This window comes from Mesorhizobium caraganae (assembly GCF_016836705.1).
Lineage (GTDB): Bacteria > Pseudomonadota > Alphaproteobacteria > Rhizobiales > Rhizobiaceae > Mesorhizobium > Mesorhizobium caraganae.
In genome coordinates this window covers 17919-36914 of sequence record NZ_JAFCGY010000026.1, presented here as the reverse complement: position 1 = coordinate 36914, position 18996 = coordinate 17919, and the positions used below count along the sequence as shown (strand labels likewise).

General features: G+C 60.1%; 11 protein-coding genes and 1 pseudogene. 6 read left to right on the top strand and 6 right to left on the bottom strand.

Annotation, left to right across the window (positions count from 1 at the left end):
• Positions 1-4: 4 nt before the first annotated feature.
• From JQK88_RS28060 to JQK88_RS28035, 6 genes and pseudogenes are all read left to right on the top strand, one after another.
• Positions 5-799 (top strand): ABC transporter permease, encoded by a 795-nt coding sequence (locus JQK88_RS28060; protein ID WP_192250934.1) that lies wholly within the window; start codon positions 5-7, stop codon positions 797-799.
• Between the two features lie 114 nt (positions 800-913).
• Positions 914-1897 carry an acrylyl-CoA reductase (NADPH) gene (gene acuI / locus JQK88_RS28055; RefSeq protein ID WP_203280122.1) on the top strand — a complete coding sequence of 328 codons (984 nt, stop codon included), beginning with the start codon at positions 914-916 and terminating at the stop codon, positions 1895-1897.
• An 80-nt stretch (positions 1898-1977) separates the two neighbouring features.
• Positions 1978-2206 (top strand): annotated as a pseudogene (locus tag JQK88_RS36490) (transposase); the annotation flags it as partial.
• A 685-nt stretch (positions 2207-2891) separates the two neighbouring features.
• Positions 2892-4265, top strand: a complete 1374-nt coding sequence (locus JQK88_RS28045) for a lysine N(6)-hydroxylase/L-ornithine N(5)-oxygenase family protein (protein WP_246750074.1) — start codon at positions 2892-2894, stop codon at positions 4263-4265.
• Entirely contained in the window at positions 4262-5314 is a 1053-nt protein-coding gene (locus JQK88_RS28040) for an FAD-dependent oxidoreductase (protein ID WP_203280120.1), read from the top strand. The genes JQK88_RS28045 and JQK88_RS28040 overlap by 4 nt, the downstream gene beginning before the upstream one ends.
• A gap of 7 nt (positions 5315-5321) precedes the next feature.
• Positions 5322-7325 carry a class I tRNA ligase family protein gene (locus JQK88_RS28035; RefSeq protein ID WP_203280119.1) on the top strand — a complete coding sequence of 668 codons (2004 nt, stop codon included), beginning with the start codon at positions 5322-5324 and terminating at the stop codon, positions 7323-7325.
• Between the two features lie 691 nt (positions 7326-8016).
• Here JQK88_RS28035 and JQK88_RS28030 read toward each other — a convergent pair.
• The 6 genes from JQK88_RS28030 to JQK88_RS28005 all read right to left on the bottom strand — a co-directional run bounded on the left by JQK88_RS28030 (position 8017) and on the right by JQK88_RS28005 (position 18992).
• Entirely contained in the window at positions 8017-8664 is a 648-nt protein-coding gene (locus JQK88_RS28030; protein ID WP_312037338.1) for an FkbM family methyltransferase, read from the bottom strand.
• Positions 8665-9900: 1236 nt separating this feature from the next.
• The gene (locus JQK88_RS28025) at positions 9901-11214 is read right to left on the bottom strand and encodes an HlyD family type I secretion periplasmic adaptor subunit (protein WP_192250914.1); all 1314 of its coding nucleotides are present in this window, start codon (positions 11212-11214) and stop codon (positions 9901-9903) included.
• A 25-nt stretch (positions 11215-11239) separates the two neighbouring features.
• Positions 11240-12964 (bottom strand): type I secretion system permease/ATPase, encoded by a 1725-nt coding sequence (locus tag JQK88_RS28020; RefSeq protein WP_246750073.1) that lies wholly within the window; start codon positions 12962-12964, stop codon positions 11240-11242.
• A gap of 412 nt (positions 12965-13376) precedes the next feature.
• A complete protein-coding gene (locus tag JQK88_RS28015) occupies positions 13377-14189 on the bottom strand; it encodes a calcium-binding protein (RefSeq protein WP_192250911.1) in 813 nt (270 codons plus the stop codon).
• Positions 14190-15007: 818 nt separating this feature from the next.
• The gene (locus tag JQK88_RS28010; RefSeq protein ID WP_203280117.1) at positions 15008-15961 is read right to left on the bottom strand and encodes a GDP-L-fucose synthase family protein; all 954 of its coding nucleotides are present in this window, start codon (positions 15959-15961) and stop codon (positions 15008-15010) included.
• Positions 15962-16751: 790 nt separating this feature from the next.
• Positions 16752-18992, bottom strand: a complete 2241-nt coding sequence (locus JQK88_RS28005; protein ID WP_203280116.1) for a mannose-1-phosphate guanylyltransferase/mannose-6-phosphate isomerase — start codon at positions 18990-18992, stop codon at positions 16752-16754.
• Positions 18993-18996 lie beyond the last annotated feature (4 nt).

The following is an 18996-nucleotide window of genomic DNA, read 5'->3' as shown; positions in this document are numbered from 1 at the left end:
ATTAATGTTCAGAAACTCGCAAATAAGGCTGGGCCATCTCTACCTGGCGCTTTTCTTGCTCTATCTTTTGCTCCCCCTCGGGGTTATGGGCGGGGCGTCGCTGAACGACAGCAGGTTTCCGACCGTCTATCCATGGATGGGCCTCACCGACAAGTGGTTCATCGCGCTTTGGAACGACGCAAGAATGTGGGGCGCTCTGCGCAATTCGGTGATTGTCGCGATTGGCGTAGTTTTGCTGGCCGTTCCAGTGGGGACGGCAGCCGCCTTTGTAATTTCGTCAATGTCTGGAACGGCGCGCACAATTCTGTATGGGGCGCTAATTGCCCCGGTATTGGCCCCAGGCGCTGTGATAGGAATTTCGACCCTTCTGTTCTGGGCGAAGCTGTCGGTGCCTCCCGGCCTGCATTTGTCCGTTTTGGGCCAAGTTAGCTACATTGCGTCACTCGTCATGCTTTTGGTGCTCGCAAGATTGCGCAGCCTTGACGCAAGCCTAGAGGAGGCGGCCATTGATCTTGGGGCCAGCCATGCGCAGGTTCTGCGCTACATTGTCTTCCCCCATTTGGCGCCTGCGTTAACCGCCTCTGCCGCTGTCGCGTTCTTCCAGTCCATGGAGAATTTCAACATTACGCTGTTTACCCGCGGGACCTCGAGCTCGGACACGTTGACCGTCTACGTGTTCTCGATGGTGAGAGGTGGGGTTACGCCGAGCATAAACGCGCTGGCGCTTATCATTGTCTCGGTAACTTTGCTGGTCACGACGGCTTTCGCGCTTTTGCGGCAATCTTCAAGGCTACCATAGTCTGAGTCGTCACCTCCGACGCCGATTGCCGCCTCAATAGAGCCGGTCGAGCTCTCCGTACCAACCAATCTCAATACGTCTCCCCTCGAACGATGAACACATGAGGACCCGCCAATGAGCTTCCAAGCAGTTGTTGTCCGCAAGCACGATCAGGGCCATCGTGTGCAACAGGAACAGGTTGAGGACTCTGCACTGCCGGGAGGCGAAGTCCTTGTGGACATCACGCATTCTACGATCAACTACAAGGACGGCCTCGCTATCACTGGCAAGGCGCCTGTGGTGCGTTCGTTCCCATTGGTGGTCGGGATAGATTTCGCTGGCACCGTCAAAGAGAGCAGTTCTGGTAACTTCAAAACGGGCGATGCCGTTGTGCTCAACGGCTGGGGCGTCGGCGAAACGCATTGGGGAGGTCTAGCACAGCGCGCACGAGTCAAGTCCGATTGGCTGATCCCACTTGCCGACGGCTTAACCAGCTGGCAGGCAATGGCGATTGGCACTGCTGGCTACACTGCCATGCTTTGCGTGCTGGCGCTCGAAGAACAGGGGGTGGCACAGGGTGGCGAGATCCTCGTCACAGGCGCCACCGGCGGTGTTGGCTCCATCGCCATCAGCCTACTTTCGAAACGCGGTTTCACCGTGACGGCATCGAGCGGAAAGCCAGCCCAAGCGGACTATCTGAAGGCCTTGGGAGCGTCGGAAATCATCGATCGCGCCACACTTTCTTCACCGGGGAAACCCATCGCCAAGGAGCGCTGGGCCGGCGTCGTTGACACCGTGGGCGGCGCTACGCTTGCCAATGCCTGCGCCGCAACGCGCTATGGCGGCGTCGTGGCGGCTTGCGGTATGGCGCAGAGCCTCGATTTTCCGGGAAGCGTCGCGCCATTTATCCTTCGTGGTGTAACGCTTGCGGGTGTCGATAGCGTGTACTGCCCTAAGCCGAAACGCATAACGGCTTGGCAGCGGCTGGCGCGGGAACTTGACCTCGATCATCTGAACACGATCGCGAAGGAGATCGGCCTCGGCGAGGTAATCGCCGCGGCGACAGATATTATCGAGGGCAAGCTGCGTGGACGCGTAGTCGTCGACGTGAACCGTTGAATATTCGGGAAACCGGTTACCGATTGAAGCAAAAGACCGCTTTATCGAAGCCGAAATCAATCCGATGATCGTGCGCCCGCATCGTGCCTGGCGGAGGTCTCTCCCCTAACGGCACGCGCTGGATCTCTTGTCGGCCCCGGCTTCTTCCTGCCGGTGCGCGTCCTGTTGCGCCTGTTTAGACGCCTTCTCCTGGAAGAACTGCAGGCCGCCGATGAAGCGGGCAGGCTGAACTTCTTCGGCGAGATCGCCGATTTTGCGGAGCCCGCCGATCAATCGGCGGCTTGCCTTGCCGAGGTCCGCCGCCGTGAGTGCAGCGGTTGCCGCCGGTTCACCAACGGGGTTCTGGCGCCATGTCAGGACACCCGGCGGTCCAACAAGCCCTGCGCATACGACTTCGACGAGTTCCGTCTTCCCCTCCCTATGTGTCCGCCCAAGCTTAATTCGGTCGACCTACCCGCCGTGGTACGTGACCCGTATGCCCGGCAGCGGGGGAGGGGCGTCGCCGTGAGGGGTCCGCCATCCGATCAATGTCGGATTTCCGACGTTGTCGGATTTCCGATTGGGCAGCAAATCCGCTAACTCATTGCTCTAATAAAATTTTCGTCTCTGGCGCGGTCCTTGCACGGGGGTCTCCAAACGCATCAGCGAGACGTCGTCCCATGATCATGCTCACCGAAAATGCCGTGAAGACTGGGCTCTCGGGTGCCGCCCGGCCGGCAGGAGGCCGAATACAGGTCCTGTACATGGATAGGGCCGCTTCCGTCGCGGCCGGGAAACAGCCATTCCTACGGTCGGGGCAGCCGCCAGTAGCCCCGTAAGATGGGGCCGACAACATCACATAGCGGTGCCGTGCCAGACCCGGATGACGCCGCGCCCGCTGTCGATATCGCCGACCTTGAGACCGACGGCTCGAAGGCGCACAGGCCTTTGGCTTACTCGCATATCCGGTCGGGACCGCTGCTCGAGAATGCCCGCGAGAGGGGGAGTAAGCCCAATGGCTATGGCTGATACTCGCCGCGAACATGCCGCTAAGTTTGGGAAACAACCAATAGGAGCAAAGCAAGTGGAGCTTTCTTGCATTGGGGTCGGCGCTGGGCCGTCTAATTTGAGTCTTGCGTGTCAGATACACGAAGAAATTGGGCAAGGGGCGCTGTTCCTCGATCGGCAGGTCGACTTCCGCTGGCATCCAGGCATCGCATTCGATTCCTCGGAGCTCCAGGTCAGCCACTTCAAGGATCTGGTCACGCTGGTGAATCCGCGATCAGCCTACACTTTCATAAACTACCTGTACGAGAACGGGCGTCTGTACCACTTCCTGAACGCACAATTCGAGGCCGTGCTCAGAGCTGAGTTCGAGCAATACCTGAACTGGGCCTTCCATAAGAACCCACTTGTCCGTGGCGGCGAGACGGTGCACGAAATCCGCTTTGACGGCGAGTTTCGGGTGCGGACGGATAACGCGGTTCTCGGCGCCAGAAATGTTGTGGTCGGCATTGGCAAGCAGGCGCAAATTCCGCCTCAGTTTCAGGGCTGGATTGGACGCAACCTGTTCCACTCATCGGTTTTATTGCACATCCATCCTGAGGTGCGGAAAAAGCATGTCTGCGTGGTTGGCGGAGGCCAGTCGGGAGCCGAGGTGCTGTTGCACCTTGTCGGCCTGCCGAAACAACAGCGGCCTCGATCGATCACCTGGGTCTCGCAGCGCGAAAACTACCTGCCCATCGACAACAGCCCGTTCACAAACGAGTTGTTCATGCCCTGCTTTTCGGATCGTTTCGCGGCGATGAGCGAGTCGCAGCGCAGGCTCCTCCTGCGGCGTTTCGTGCTTGCCTCGGACGGCATTTCGGAAAGCACGTTGCGCGCGATCTATCAGGCGCTATACCGCCACGCATTTCTCGAGCCAAACCGATGCGACATCACACTGCGGCCGGGCTGCATCGTCTCGCACTGCATCAACGCCGGCGCGGGTCACAGGCTGATCCTGCAGCGCGGCATGGACCAGGTCGAAGAAGTCACGGCCGACATCGTCGTCCTGGCCACCGGTTACGAGAACGCGGTGCCAGGCTTCTTGGAACCGATCGCGGACCGTCTGGAACAGATCGACAACGAGTTGGCTATTGGCGAGGATTTTTCGGTGCGCTGGGACGGACCGCGTGACAGACGCGTCTTCATACAGAACGCGAGCCTCGGGCAGCGCGGGCTGGCTGATCCGAATCTTAGCCTGCTGGCCTGGCGCGCCCGTCGCATCCTCGACAGCCTTCTGGGGCGCGCGCCATGCGCGAAACCCGAGCACCCTGGCTTCATCAGCCGTACCTCCATCGAGAACTGGCCCGAACCCGTGGCCGAAGAAATGGGCAGCGGGATATGACGCGTCGACTCTTGTTCATCGGCAGTGGCATCCTAGGAATGATGTCCGCCTCCGCTGCGGCGAAGGCCGGAGCCTTCTCCGAAATCATCGCGACCGAACAAGCCTTCGGATCCATCGGCGCGTCGCATTATTCTGGGGGCGTGCATTTCCCCTACGGTCGTCAAGCCCGTACCAGGTCGCTCACTCGAAAGAGCGCAGTGGCGTTGGCGGCCATGGCAGGGTCGGACGTCAACGGATGGTACCGGCCTTTGGCGTTGCGTGTCGCTGCTGGACCAGATGAGGCGATCAATCCGGCCCAGTTTACGGAACCCCTGGACGCGGCTAGGCCTGACATTGGCAGTCTCGCGCCGAATTTCTCCGACGATACCCGTTTTTGGAACATCGGTGGAGCTCATGTCGCGGACGTGCCCGCACTGATCGCCCAACTGCAACGGGAACTTGTGGCAAAGATTCGCGTGGCGCACGGCTTGCGTTGCATCAGGCTGCGCGAAAAGGGCGATGCCGCAGAGGCCGAATTCGCTACGGGCGAGATCATCACCGCGGACGCGGTGATCTTGGCGGCCGGCCCTTGGATCGTCCAGCCCCCATTTCGTGAGCTGGCCGAGACGTTCTCAATCCGCATCAAGAAGGTCGTGGCGCTGCATCTCGACCGGACTTCTACACCGGATGATCCTCTGATCTTCATGCCCGGGGTCGATGCCTTCCTGCTGCCACAGCCGGGCGTCAGCCGCTGGCTGTTCAGCTACACTTCGGCCGATTGGGACGTGCGTCCCGAGACGCTGGCCTGCGGCCTGTCGCGAGCTGATCTTCGGGCCGGCCGTGCGGTGCTGGAACAGTTCTGCCCCGAGCTAGGCCGGGATCTGACCTTTGGCCGCGTCTTTTGTGATGCCTATAGCCCGACCGGCCCCCCGGTCGTCGCCCGCCTCATGTCCAAGAGCCGGATCATCCCGGCGGGGGCTGCCAACGGGTCGGGGTACCGTTTCTCTGCGCAGCTTGCACGGGAGGCTGTTGCATTGGCAGCTGAAGATATCACTGTCCCCAGAGGTTAGGTCTGTCATGCGGAAATTCACGCTTTCTCGAACGGCGTTGTCGCCCGGGTTCGGTGTCGACACGGCCAAGCTTGGGACGGGAATCGCCGGCACGGGGTTTTCATTCGGTATGGTGGCACCGGGCGTCACATCCGAGCCCCATCGGCACGACGAACTCGAGGCGTTCGTGATCCTGTCAGGAGCGGGCAAGGTCATCACCGACCTTGGGGAAATCTCGGTTGAGGTGGGCGATTTCGTTCTGTTCGAACCTTTTGAAGCGCATGTGCTGCACAACGATGGGGACGAAGACCTAAATTTCGTTGATGTCTACTGGCGCGATGGCAACGCAGCCCTGGATGCCGCTGCACAGATCTCTGCTCCCCACGGGCCGATATTCGTCTTCTCCACGCCACCGACGCCAAATGGCGATCTGCATCTGGGGCATCTTTCTGGCCCGTATTTTGGCGCCGACGTGTACACGCGTTTCCTGCGCATGAATGGGGTCGAGGCCTACCACCTGACCGGAAGCGACGATTACCAAAGGTACGTCGCTACGCGTGCTGATGCGGATCAATCAACGCCCGCAAAGGTGGCGCGCCACTACGCCGACGAGATTCGAGCTACGCTTGCACTTCTCGACTGTGAGGTTCACAGCTTCCTACCCACGATGGGCGATGACGCTTATGCAGAGTTTCAAGCCGCGTGTTTCCGTAGTCTTCTGAGCAGCACGGCGGTAGATCTGTGCGAGAGCCCTGCGCTCTTCGATGCTGTGACAGGCGATTACCTTTACCAACCGGATGTAAGCGGCCTCTGCCCCGATTGCGGCGGATCCGCTGGCGGTAACATCTGCGAGGAATGCGGCGCGCCGAACCTATGCCACGACTTGGGTGCAGCCCGGTCGCGGCACTCGGCCGAGGCGCCAGTGGTCGGCTCCGTGCGGCGTGCCGAAGTTGCGCTGGAACGGTGCTACGTCAATATCGACCGGCATTTAAGGGCATCGGGCGCCCCGGTGCGGATCATGGACCTCTTCGCGCGTCTACGCCAACGCGGCGACTTTTCCGTCCCCATCACCCACCCGTCGGACTGGGGGCTACCGGCCGAAGGGTCCCCGGGGCAGGTGATCTGGAGCTCGTCGGAGATGGCGTTTGGTTTTCTTTACAAGATCCAGGCGCTAGCTAGCTCGCTCGGTCGTGACTGGAATGCGGCCCTGCCCAGCAACGACTGGCAGATTGTCCATTTCTTCGGCTTCGACAATTCTTTCAACCACGCGCTACTTTATCCCGCGCTTTACGCTGAGGTCTTCTCGCACTGGACGCCGCGCATCCGCTATCATGTGAACGAGTTCTACCTGCTCGACGGCAGGAAGTTCTCGACCAGCCGCGGCCATGCGGTCTGGGGCAAGGAGGTTCTGGGCCCAAAGACAGTCGACGTCGTGCGTCTCCATTTGGGGCTGACACGCCCGGAAGGTGAGCGGACGAACTTCACCCTGGACGCGCTGCGCCACACCGGGAAGGAGATATTTCAAGGGATCTGGTTGAAATGGCTTGATGCGGTGCACCGGGAAATCAAGCAGGATTTTGGCGGCCGTGTGCCCGACGCAGGCGACTGGAGCCCGGCCGACCGCGCCTTCTTTGCTCGGATAGAGGTCTATCGCGCGGCGATGGAGCGCGCCTATTCGGACGAAGGCTTCTCGGTCCGGCGCGCGGCCGCGCAGGTCTGCGATTTCGTGCGCGATTGCGTGATCTACCGTCGCGCGCAAGACTATGCGGCGGCGCGACGTCTCTATCCCGCCCGCAATCGGACTTCGCTCGCCCTCCAGACGACGGCCGCTGCGATCCTGGCACCGACACTCGCTCCGCTGATGCCCAGGTTCGCCAGCACGGTGGCGCGAGGCATCGATGGCGTCTCAACCGAAACATGGCCCCGCTCCGTCCAGCGCCTTCTGCCCGGGACGATCTTTGATCTCGGACATGTGCTGGAGGTCTACTGCAGATCCGACCATCCTATTCTCAATGACCAGGAAGCCGTATGAGCTATCCTAGTCTCGACCGGATCTGCGCGGCAATCAAAGCCGATGATGCCAAACATCTTTACTCGCTGCCACTGGCGCCCGAAGGCCGCTACCAGACAATAGAGACCAGATTGGCCGACCTGAACCAAGCGCATCGTCGACGCGTGGCCCGCGCCTTCCAGGTCCGCCCGGCATCCCGATAGCTTCCCTTTGCTGTTTCGTGTGGCAAATGCCGTGTGGGCTCGACTGTTTGCGCGGATCGCGGCGGTATCGAGGGCCCACTAGGCTGCAACCGAGCGGACGAAATCCCCGTGCCTGGTCGCAAAAGTCGAGCGCAGCGGCGGTCGAGATCATGTGTGGCAACATCGTCTCGCAATTGCGCCTGGTCAGTGAAAACTTGCCTTGCGGCTCCTCATCCATGATCCCGTTCGATTCACTGGGCTCGGCAAAGGCTCACAGCTAGGTACTTAATTTTTCCAACTCCTAAAACAGGGTGGCCTCTAGCTGCAAATGTGAGGCCTTCACGGAGCCAATTCCTTTGCCTCGCTTCGCGGAACCTGTTGCGACGGATCTGCAAGGGCAGCCAGGCCTCGGTCCAATCAAGCATGCTGCGACCGCTCACGGTACGATCCTCACAGCCTGATCCAGCGGCTTGTGGATCTCTAATAGAGGATGAAGGGCTGCAGCAGGACAGAAGCAGAACGGGTCTGTTCTAGAGGCTCGTATTCCTGAGCAATACATCACCTTCCGCTCCGCGGGCATAGCAGGTCACCAATTCGAACGAAGGCAAAAGATCAAGAATGGCTTGCAGGGACAGCTGCCCTTCATAGAGCTCATGGTCGCTGTATTCAGTGTAGATAAAGCGCGTGTTGCTCAAGGTCTGTGTGCCGCCAGAAATGACATCTGCCTCGGCTCCCTGCACATCCATCCAGATGAAATCGATCTTGTTCAGGTTCGCTTCGCTGCACCAGTCGTCAAGCCTTCGAGTTTCAACTGAGATAGGGCGATCGAACCGAACCCAATCATGCTCGACAAGATGATTCTTGGGTCGGCGTATCGAACCAGATTGGTCCCATTCCTTCGCACTTCCATCTCCATTGCTTGGATGGAAATCAATCGTGCCATTTCGGTTACTGATCGCGATCTCAAATAGCCTCACTTTGTCCAGGTACAGATTCATATATTCCTTAAAGCGAGCAGCCGCTCGAGGGTCTGGCTCAAAGCAGTAGAGCTGAGCCTTTGGGCAAAGCCTGAGAAAACGTCGCGTATCCGTTCCGTCATTGCAGCCGATGTCCAAGATGACGGGATTGGGCTTTTGAAGGAGTTCAACGATCTGCCGATGCACTTTTAACGAAGATATAGGTTCCCGCGTGCGCTCCAGAAGTTCTTGCACAGACCGCCGTATAGAGATTGGCAGGTTCTGTCTAAAAGACCGCAGTATTTCCATTTAACTTCGTCCTCAATGCCTTAATTGCACGCGCGACACCCCTGGGGATGTATATCAAGCGAAATCCGGGATTGGCACCGTCCCAACTTCGATTGCTGTTGAATGGTCCTGCGGCGACCGCGCCGGCCCATAAGTCTTTCGGAAGAAGTCGCACTATTTGACATGGTCGGCGAGTGGCGGCTCACGTTCTCAGTTGACCTGTTCTCCCGACAGACGTTTCCTTATCCGCTATTCTCTAGAATCGGTAAAATCGATTATGGTGATGGAACGCATACACACGCTGGATATATGCCTGCGATGCACCTGTTATTGACCGAGAGAGGACTACGATTGGGCGGGTTGCGCCTACGCCGACCCAATCGCGGTTCGAGGATGAACTAAAGGCCCACGATTTCTTCCGGGCCCAGTGTGGGAGCAAACGAAACGCTGACTTCTACCCGTTCCGCGGAGGTGACATTCCGAGGGCTTCGCGGGGAGGTCTTCGCCAAATGCGCCCAAGGGCGATTGATAGCAAAGGGCACCATCGACAACCGGCTTCATGGGCCTCCGGATATATGGTTCGGCACAACAAGGAATTTCGTCGTCGCTGAAGCAAGTGCCAATGCTCCCTCGCGGCCAATCTCTCAGTTCGCCGTTGGGCCATGTCCAACCGGCAATCGCGCATCCGCAGTAAACTGCCAACACGCACAACGACGTGTCGATCGCCGGGGCGTTTAAGCGATCGACGGGGTGCTCACGTCTTTCCGGCTCTTGCAGTGTCATTGATGAGGTTGGCGCTTCCTGCATTGCTCCAGGAATTGCAGGCCCGCGGCGCGATGCCTTCGGGATCAGCGACTATTCGCTTGCGGCAAAGTTGCGGGGCGTTTCGACTTACGGGGCGGGCGTCGAGATCCGTCTGATCTGAAGCGTCATCGTTCGACGGACAACATCACTGGTAATTCAACGTTGCGAGAACGCTCTCTATACCTGTCGTCGAAGTTGCAGATCTAGCGCAAGGAGGAGGTTTATAGCCTATACGAGAAGAAACGGATTGAGAGAATCTTCCTTTTCCGCTGAAGTGCAGGGACAACATTACGGACTCCCCCTACCTTAGCCTTACATTCCACTTATCGCGAAAATAAGACGTTAGCAGCAAAAAGGTCTAATATTCTATTCCTCGCGGAATGCCCGACTGATTTGGTCGGATAGCGGCTTCACAAGATAGGAAAGCGCCGTACGCTCACCCGTTTGGACCATTGCTTCGGCCGGCATGCCAGGCACAAGCGTTAGGTCCTTGAGCTTCGTCAGTTCCGCATGCGGGACCGATATGCGCACCAGGAAATAGGACATGCCGGTCTTTTCGTCCGTCGCCAGATCGGCTGCGACCCGGCTGACATATCCGTTCAATTCGGGCGTGGTTCTCAGATTGAAGGCTGACATCCGCAGCACGGCCTTGTGACCAAGCTGGATTTGATCGATGTCCTTGGGGGTGATCCGCAATTCCAGCGCGAGATCGTCATCTTCTGGCACAATTAGCATAATCGGATCGGCGGGCGTGATCACTCCGCCGACCGTATGAACTGCGAGTTGTTGAACGATGCCGGATTGCGGCGCGACAATATCGATACGTCGCAGTTCGTCTTCAGCCGCCACCTTGCGCTCGACATATTCCCCAACCTGCGCCTGAACCTCCCTGAGCTCCTGGCCGACTTCCGTTTTGAGATCCTGATCGATCTGCAGGATCTGCAGGCGCGTTTCGGTTATGCGGCCTGCCGACTGTGCCTGATAGGCAATCTTCTCACCACGTTCGCCGCCGAAAGTGACAGCCTGCGTCTTCAGGCTGTTCAAGCGTTGGTCCGAGACAATTCCTTGTTCGCGCAGCCCACTCAGGGCAGCAATTTCCTTTTGGACAATCTCGATGCCTTTCTCATAGGCAATCTCCTGCGCCTTGAGTCCCTCCATCTCGTGCTCATATTGGGTAATGCGCTCCGCTAGCTGGGCCCGCCTTCCTTCGCGGGATTGTCTGCGGAACTCGAACAGCCGCGTCTCACTATGTATTGCCGAAGCCACGTCCCGAACATCTCTGCGGGCAAGCAGCCATTCCGGGAAGGCGATCTCCGCTAGATCGTCACGCTCAGCTTCGAGCCGTGCCAGCCGGGCGGCCAGCTCATCGAGCCGCTTGGTGACGATGGCGAGATTGGCGCGCGTCTGGGTGGCATCGAGCCGCATGACGATGTCGCCGGCTTTTACCTTATCGCCTTCGCGGACCAGGATTTCTCCCACAACCCCGCCGGTTGGGTGCTGCACCTTCTTCACATAGGAATCGACGACAAAGTGTCCGGACGCGACAACAGCACCGGAGAGGTTCGTGACGGCCGCCCAGACTCCGGCTCCTCCGACAAAGATCACGCTCGCCAGAAGGCCCGCCGACAGGTGCCGGCGAATGGAGCTGGAAACGTCATTGTTCTGATCGATGCCGGACATCGGGATCCTCCATGTCAGCGCACTCTCACACGTTATCCTGCGTAGACCCGGTAGCCTTGACCCCGGCGCCTGGTGCCATCGCTGCGGCCTTCAGGACCTTGGGAAGCACTTCATCACGCGGACCGAAGGCTCTCTGCCGCCCACCTTCCATCATCAACACGTAATCCACGGCGCGGACCGCGCTCGGCCGATGGGCGACGACAACCGCAACGCCCCTACGCTCGCGGACGGAGGCGATCGCCTCAACGACGGCGGCCTCGCCTTCCGCATCAAGATTGGCATTGGGTTCATCAAGCACAACAAGGAAAGGGTCGCGATAGAGAGCACGGGCAAGACCGATACGCTGACGCTGCCCGGCGGAAAGTGCCGATCCGGCCTCACCGATCGGAGTTTCGTAACCGTGTTCAAATCGGAGGATCAGTTCGTGCGTGCCCGCAGCCTTCGCTGCGGCGACAATAGCCTCAGGGTCAGGATTATCTTCAAAACGAGCGATGTTTTCGGCAATGGTGCCGTCGAACAGTTCAACGCCTTGCGGCAGATAGCCGACATGACGGCCTAGTGCTTCCCGGTCCCATTGATCGAGGCTTGCGCTGTCGATGCGAACCTTTCCGGCGACCGGCGCCCATGCGCCGACGATGGCGCGCGAGAGTGTCGACTTGCCGGAACCCGATGCACCGATGACCCCGAGTGCGCTTCCCGCCTGAACGGCAAACGCGAGGCCGGTCACGGTCGGCTTCTTTTCGCCGGGCGGAACGATTGTCACGCCTTCGACGCGCAGTTCGCGTTCAGGTGCAGGCATTGGCATAACAGGAGCGGGTTCCGGAACCTTTGCCAGGAGGTCCTCCAGCCGGGCCCAACTCTGGCGCGCCATGAGGAAGGGTTTCCAGTTTGAAATGGCCAGATCGACCGGAGCCAGCGCACGCCCCATCATGATCGAGCTGGCAACCATGACCCCGGCCGTAGCCTCCTGCCTGATGACCAAGTACGCGCCGACGGCAAGAATGGCCGATTGCAGCATCACGCGCAGCGACTTTGAAATGCCACCGAGCCCACCTGCGACGTCCCCGGCTTTCCGATTGGCGGCCAGATAGTTGGCATTGGCCTTGTGCCATCGGGCAGCGATCCGCTTTCCGAGACCGAGAGCTTGCACGACCTCGGCATTGCGGCGTGCTGCTTCCAGTAGGCCATTGCGGACTATGTTGTGGGCAATGGTATCGCTTATCGGCTGCTGCGAGAGACCGTTGGTAAGAAATGTCAGAGATATGAGGACGATCGCCCCGATAAGCGCCGTCATGCCGATCCAGAAATGAAAGAGGAAGCAAATGCCAAGATAAAGCAGCATCCATGGCAGATCGAAGAACGCGGTCGGACCGTTTCCACCTAGGAATCCGCGAACATTGTCGAGATCGCGAAGCGGCTGCAAGCCGTCGCCCGGCATGCGCGTTGAAAGCGGAAGGCGAACGATAGCATCGTGAACGCGCCCGGAAAACTGTCCATCGAAACGCTCGCCGATCCGGAGCAGCACGCGGGCGCGCAGAATGTCGAGCATGCATTGGAACGCAAAAAGCCCCACAGCAAGCACGACGAGCCCCACGAGCGTCGGTACGCTGCCACTTGCCAGAACGCGGTCGTAGACCTGCAGCATGAACAGCGGCGAGGTCAGCGCAAGCAGGTTGACCACACCACTGATCAATAAAACTCCCCAAATAGTGGAAGTCAGGGGGAAGGGTCTCAAAGCCGAAACGTTCAAGGAATGGTTACTCAGGGAGAGCCTCCGTTATCAATCATTGTGAGGATCTGGCGATCCAGCACCGGATAGTGCTCGCCGAAGGGGCCTACGACACCGACCACATCCGCTCGCTGGTTCAGGATCAGTGCTTGCGCCGACTATGTTAACCCGGCGGTTGATGGAACGGGTCAACAACACCGTCCGGCTGAAGCTTTGGAAGGGCAATGTCATCGTCGCCAGCCGAAAGGGCCCGAACAACCCTACCGCCTCGACCCTTCAAGGAGGATTCCGTGTTACGACCAGCGCGACGCGCAGGGCTTCATCAATCTTACACGCTGCGCCGGCTCCCGGGCGCCACGGCCAGCCGCAAGTAGCTGAAAAGGAAAGCGCCCGCCGGGGTGGCGGGGCGCAGGTTACGTACGGGTTTTCCGGATCAAACGAAGCTGAAGTCCGACGCGGTCAGGCCCATGTTGGCCAGGTCGGCCAAGTTGGGCATACCGCTCAGGTGAACGAACTCATGCGCGTTGTTCTCGGAGGTGACATAGGCCAGATTCACCATTTTGTTGATGCCGTCGTTGTAGTGGTAGACGATGATGTCGCCGGGGGCCTCGCCGGAGATCGCACTCGCGGCGGCAGAGGCAGAGGTGAAAGGTTGGTCAGTGATCACCACGACGTGCTCGCCGTTCGCACCCGAGGCCGCACCGCTGTAGAAGCTGCTCACCGGGGAGCCGGACTGTACGCTGGCGTTATTGACGAAGTTCGCGCCAAAACCGTCGTTGTCGAGGCCCACCGCATCGAAGGCGAACTTATCCTCCGTCCGGTTAAAATCGACGATAGTGCTGATGTCCGGCTTCGAATCGTACCTCGGGTCGACCCCAGACATCGGATTGTGGAACTGGAACAGGAACGTGTCATTGTCCGCGCCCCCGACCAGAGTGTCCTTGCCGTCACCCACGTAGAGGACGTCCTCGCCAGGACCGCCGTCGAGCCTGTCATTGTCCTGGCCGACGATGCGCGGTTCGTAGCGGCCGTTGTCGCCGGAGAGATGGTCCCAGCCATCTTCGCCGAAGATGCGGTCGTTGCCCTCGCCGCCGATGGCTTGGTCACTGCCCTCGCCAGCCGAGATTTCGTCGTTGCCGCCACGACCGTCAAGCCAGTCATTGCCCTGGTAACCCGCCATCCAATCCTCAAGCCCGGTGCCGAGGAGCGTTTCGGAACGCGGGCCACCCTCGATAATTTTTGCCATCGTAAATACTCCTTATGATGCAGCTTATGATGCAGCCCACCACGCCAACTGGCGAGCCTTCATATTCGCTATCGGATCATCGGAGTAATCGTTTGCTTCGATAGAACACATTTACGGAATGGATGCGTCACGTGCACTTCGCCTCTCTGCTTAGCAGTTGCGGGCCTCCCTGGCGGCGGGCGACGCTGGTCGTCCCGGCAATCGAATCTGAGGATTCGACGCGTCAGCGGGGCGTGGAAAATCCGAGTCGCGCTGCGCATTTTTACGCCGCAGCCTTCCTGTGAGATGGCCCGGGGCTCCTGCACAAGCTGCCAACCGTGATGTTCGTTCGGCGCAATATCGATGTGTCGATCTCATAGGCGCGCTCGACTCGGGTCGGCGACAGGCCTGACCATGGTGTACCGGAACCCCATCCCGGGGGATTTCGCGGGGCTGCGACAGGCAAACAACAGAGCGCGTTTCAGATCATCTGCGTCATTCAGTGGGCTTGGCGGGTGGCGCCTCCGTCCTGAATTTGGATAAGGCGAGCCAATGCGAACATGGTGCGCTCCCGGCCGCGCCGGTCGGCGCCCTGAACCCGGAGTCCTGCCGCCTTCAACGTCGTGGCAGGTCGCGCGCGGTCCACGCCGGTCGCCGTCCGCAATGTGCCGACGATGATGTCCTGGCGTGTGCTAGCGGCCTAATTTTGGGCGAACCAGGCCGTTAGCCGGTATATGAGTGCTTCACGCACCTCTCGCGTCGGCGACGCCAGATTTGAATGGCGCAGGAAAGTTCGAACCAGATCGAGCATGCAGCCAGCCAGGCTGTGAGCATCAACGTCAAGCTTTATGATGGCGGAGAAAATCCTCGTACGTCGCTTGCAACCCGGCACCTAGAGGCGTTTTTGCTTTCCAGCCAAGAGTATGCAAGCGCGATACGTCCAGCAGCTTGCGCGGTGTGCCGTCTGGCTTTGTCGTGTCGAACACCAAATCGCCCTCGTAGCTGACCGTCGCCTTAATCAGTTCCGCCAGGTCGCGAATCGTGACGTCCTCTCCAACGCCAACATTGATCAGAGGCGCGGTCTCGGGAGCCGTCAAGTCGCCAAGATCTGAATCCGGCAGGCCGAGCAGGAATGCAATGGCATCCCCTATATCCAAAGAGTACATGAACTCTCGCCGGGGCCTTCCGGATCCCCAGACCACGACCGAGGGGTCACCGTTCATTCTGGCCTGATGAAAACGTCGCATCAGAGCAGGCAGAACGTGAGAGTTGTCGGGGTGATAATTATCTCCGGGACCATACAAGTTGGTCGGCATCAACGCGAGATAGCGCGTCCGGTACTGTCGGTTGAAAGACCAGCATGATTCAACGCCTGCTATCTTTGCCAAAGCGTAGGGACGATTAGTCGCTTCAAGCGGACCGGATAGAAGGTAGTCCTCTCGTATCGGTTGAGGGCAATCCCGTGGGTAGATACACGAGCTACCAAGAAAGATCATCCGCTCGACGCCGGATGCGTGGGCGGCATCAAAAACGCTGACTTGAATCGCGAGATTGTTGTGAAGGAAATCAACCGGAAAGCTTGCGTTGGCAAGAATGCCACCAACCTTTGCGGCGCACATAATGACGTAATCCGGTCTTTGCGACATAAAGAACTCGCGGGTCGCGGTCCGATCGGAGAGATCCAGTTCATCGTGAGTCCGCGTTATTATTTCATACGATTCTAAGGCCGCGAGGGCCCTCACTGTGGCGGATCCAACGAGGCCGCGATGGCCCGCTACATAGACTTTTTTCATGTCTTCATTCTCTTCTGCTTACGCCTAGAATTTGTACATCGGACGGAGCTGGTCAGCCTGCATGCCGCCGGCTGCCAAAGAAATCGGGAAGCGCCTATGCAACTTTGGGAAGCTCGTCGCGTCGAGCCAACGCGATGTAGCTTGCGCAGAGCGCGGAAGAACCTGGCCGCATGGACATGCGCCTCAGTGATGTTTGGCGTACACGAGAAAATACTCCTCGGGGCGAACGCGAATATCGATAACTATTCTTAGGGCCCATCCTTGAATTGTTCCTATGCAAGGTTCCGCAAGATTGGTGAAATCGTTTGTTTCGATGAAACGCATCCACGATATGGATAACTGAGGACATGCTTCAACGGCTTGATCTAGATCTCGCCCCGCGCGATAGGCCAGAAACGCTCGCCCGCCTCGTCCTCAACGCGGAAATAATCGCAGACCGCGGCGCGCTCGGCGTCACGCTTCCACCAGCTCTGGGCAGTTGGCCCACTTCACGCCCCGGCGCACACCGCGCCAGGTAAACGTGACGGGCGGTGATCCGGGCAGAAGCAGTCATCGTCTCGATCGCCTCCGGCCTGGGCAGCAGGCGTGCCGGTCGCGGCCAATCACCGGGCCAGGTGTCACCGGTACGGGGCCGTCGCCATCCGCCGAGTGGCTCGGCGATCGTCGCCCCAAGGCGTTCGATGCCGAAGCCAGGGTCGACGTTGGCAATCTTGTCGGAGAGGAGGGGCCAGGCACTTCGGCTCGCGCAGGGGCTGCGCCGTGCCGGGGGGAGATTGGCAACTCCAGCCCCTCAGCTCTCCCTCTCTACCGTGCCGTCCAGATACTGAGTCAGCGCGCAGACCAAATGATAGAAGATGCTGGTCGGCACGTCTGACGCCAGCGGGCGGCCGCGTTCGTCGATGCGGTCGATCCACAGGCCGAGCGGCGCTGGGTCGATGTGCCAGCGGAACAGGCGGCCGACACGCTCCTCGATCTCCGGCTTGAGGTCGGGCCCGCCTGAACCATCGAGCGCAATCGCCGCCTTGATCGCTTCAGCCTGCGGCCAGCTGCGCGACACAAGGTCGAGCGGCAGGCCCTGCCTGGAGACAGCGCCATAGGCAAGGCCGGTGGCACGGTTGAGGCCGTTGGCGGTGGCCGAGGCATAGAGTTTCCTGGCGAAGCCGCTCAGCTCGGCCTGGCCGCTGCGGCCGGCGAAATCGACCAGCAGCGAGGCCCATTCGAAATGATGTCCGGGCTCTGTCCAGGAGCCCTTCTCGCTGCTCGACGGTTTCCACTCGGCATCGAAATACTCGCCCAGCGTCCAGCTTTCGGCGTCGAAGAAATGGCTACGGAAGAGGTCGATGATGCGCGCCGCGCGGCGCAGATGGGCACGCTCGCCGGTGGCCTGATGCCAGGCCATGAAAGCTTCGAGCAGATGCATGTGCGGGTTGGAGCGCCGCTCGCCTTCGCCGTCCGATGTCTCCAGGAACCCGGTCATACGGCTATCCTCGAGATGTGCGTCGAGAAAGGCGAACGTTTCCTCGCCGAGGCGCAAGGCGTCGGGATTGCCCGACATATGCGCGTGCGCCAGTGCCAGCAGCACGCAGGAATGATCGTAGGCATCCTCGGTGGCATCGGCGACGCTGCCATCGACATTCAACGTGCGCACCCAGCCGCCTTTGTCGGTGCGGCCCTTCCCGGCCATGAAGTCGATGCCGTGGCTGATCAGCCGGTCGGCCGGACCGTCCCAGCCTCGCGCTTTGGCGACGGCGAAGGCATAGACCTGCCTTGCCGTGGTGCGCATACGCTTCGGCTTCATCAGCGGCGAGGCGTCGAGGCCGAGCGCTTCGTGAAAACCGCCATGGCGCTCGTCGACGCCTGATGTCGACCACAGCGGCAAGGTCTCCTGAAACAGCCAGTGATGCACGCGCCGCCGCCAAGCGCCGCTTTCGATGACGCGGTCATGCGCCGGCGTGAACCGGGTTTCCAGCCGGCCCGATTTTTCGAGCTGTTCGACGATCTTCTTGACATGCTGGCTGTGGCTGACCGGGGCGACGAAAGTGGCGTCGGCGGTGGAAACGATAGCGACGTCCTTCATGCCGATCGCCGACAGCAGGCGGCCGTCGCTGCGGATGTAGGAGTTCTCGCAATCGATGGCGACGACATCGCCGATGACGACATTGCCGTGGTCGTCGGCAGGGCCGACATCGAGCAGCGACTGCCAAGAGCCGAGATCGTTCCAGCGGAAGCCGGCCGGCACCATGGCGATGTCTTTTGCCCGCTCCATGATGGCGTAGTCGATCGAGTTCGACGGGATGGCGGCGTAGAGTTCCAGCGGCATATAGAGGCCGGACAGATCCGATGTCGCTGCCTTGTAGGCCGCCTCGGTGGCCTGCCAGATGTCAGGCTGGAACGCCGCGAAGGCGTCGCGCATGGCGCCGGCGCGAAACAGGAAAATACCAGTGTTCCAGTAGAAATTTCCGGCCTGGAGATAGCTCTGCGCAGTCGCAAGGTCCGGCTTTTCGACGAAGCGCGACACGTCGAAGGTGCCGCCGCTTTCGGCTGCGACTTCGATATAGCCGTAGCCTGTCTCGGGCTGTGTCGGCTTGATGCCGAACACCACCAGCCGGCCGGCGCGTGCGGCCTCGCAGCCTGCTTCGACACTCTGCCAGAATTGGCGCGGGGTGGTGATCTCGTGATCCGACGGCACCACCAGCACCAGGCTGTCGCCGAACTCGGACAAGGTGCGCAGCGTCGCCAGCGCGACGGCGGCGGCGGTGTTGCGGCCGGTCGGCTCGAATAGCGGCCCGCCGCCAGCGAGATCGAGGCCGGCAAGGTCAGCGTGGACGCGGTCGGCATGGCGCTCCGAGGCGATCAGGAAGATCGGCGTTTCGCCTTCCGGTCTCGCCGTCAGCCGACGCAAGGTCTTGGCCAGCATCGAGCCATCGCCGGACAGATCGTGGAACTGCTTGGGGTTGTCCTCGCGCGACAGCGGCCAGAGCCGCGAGCCGATGCCGCCGCTCATGACAAAACTGACAAGCCGCTCGGTCATTTCG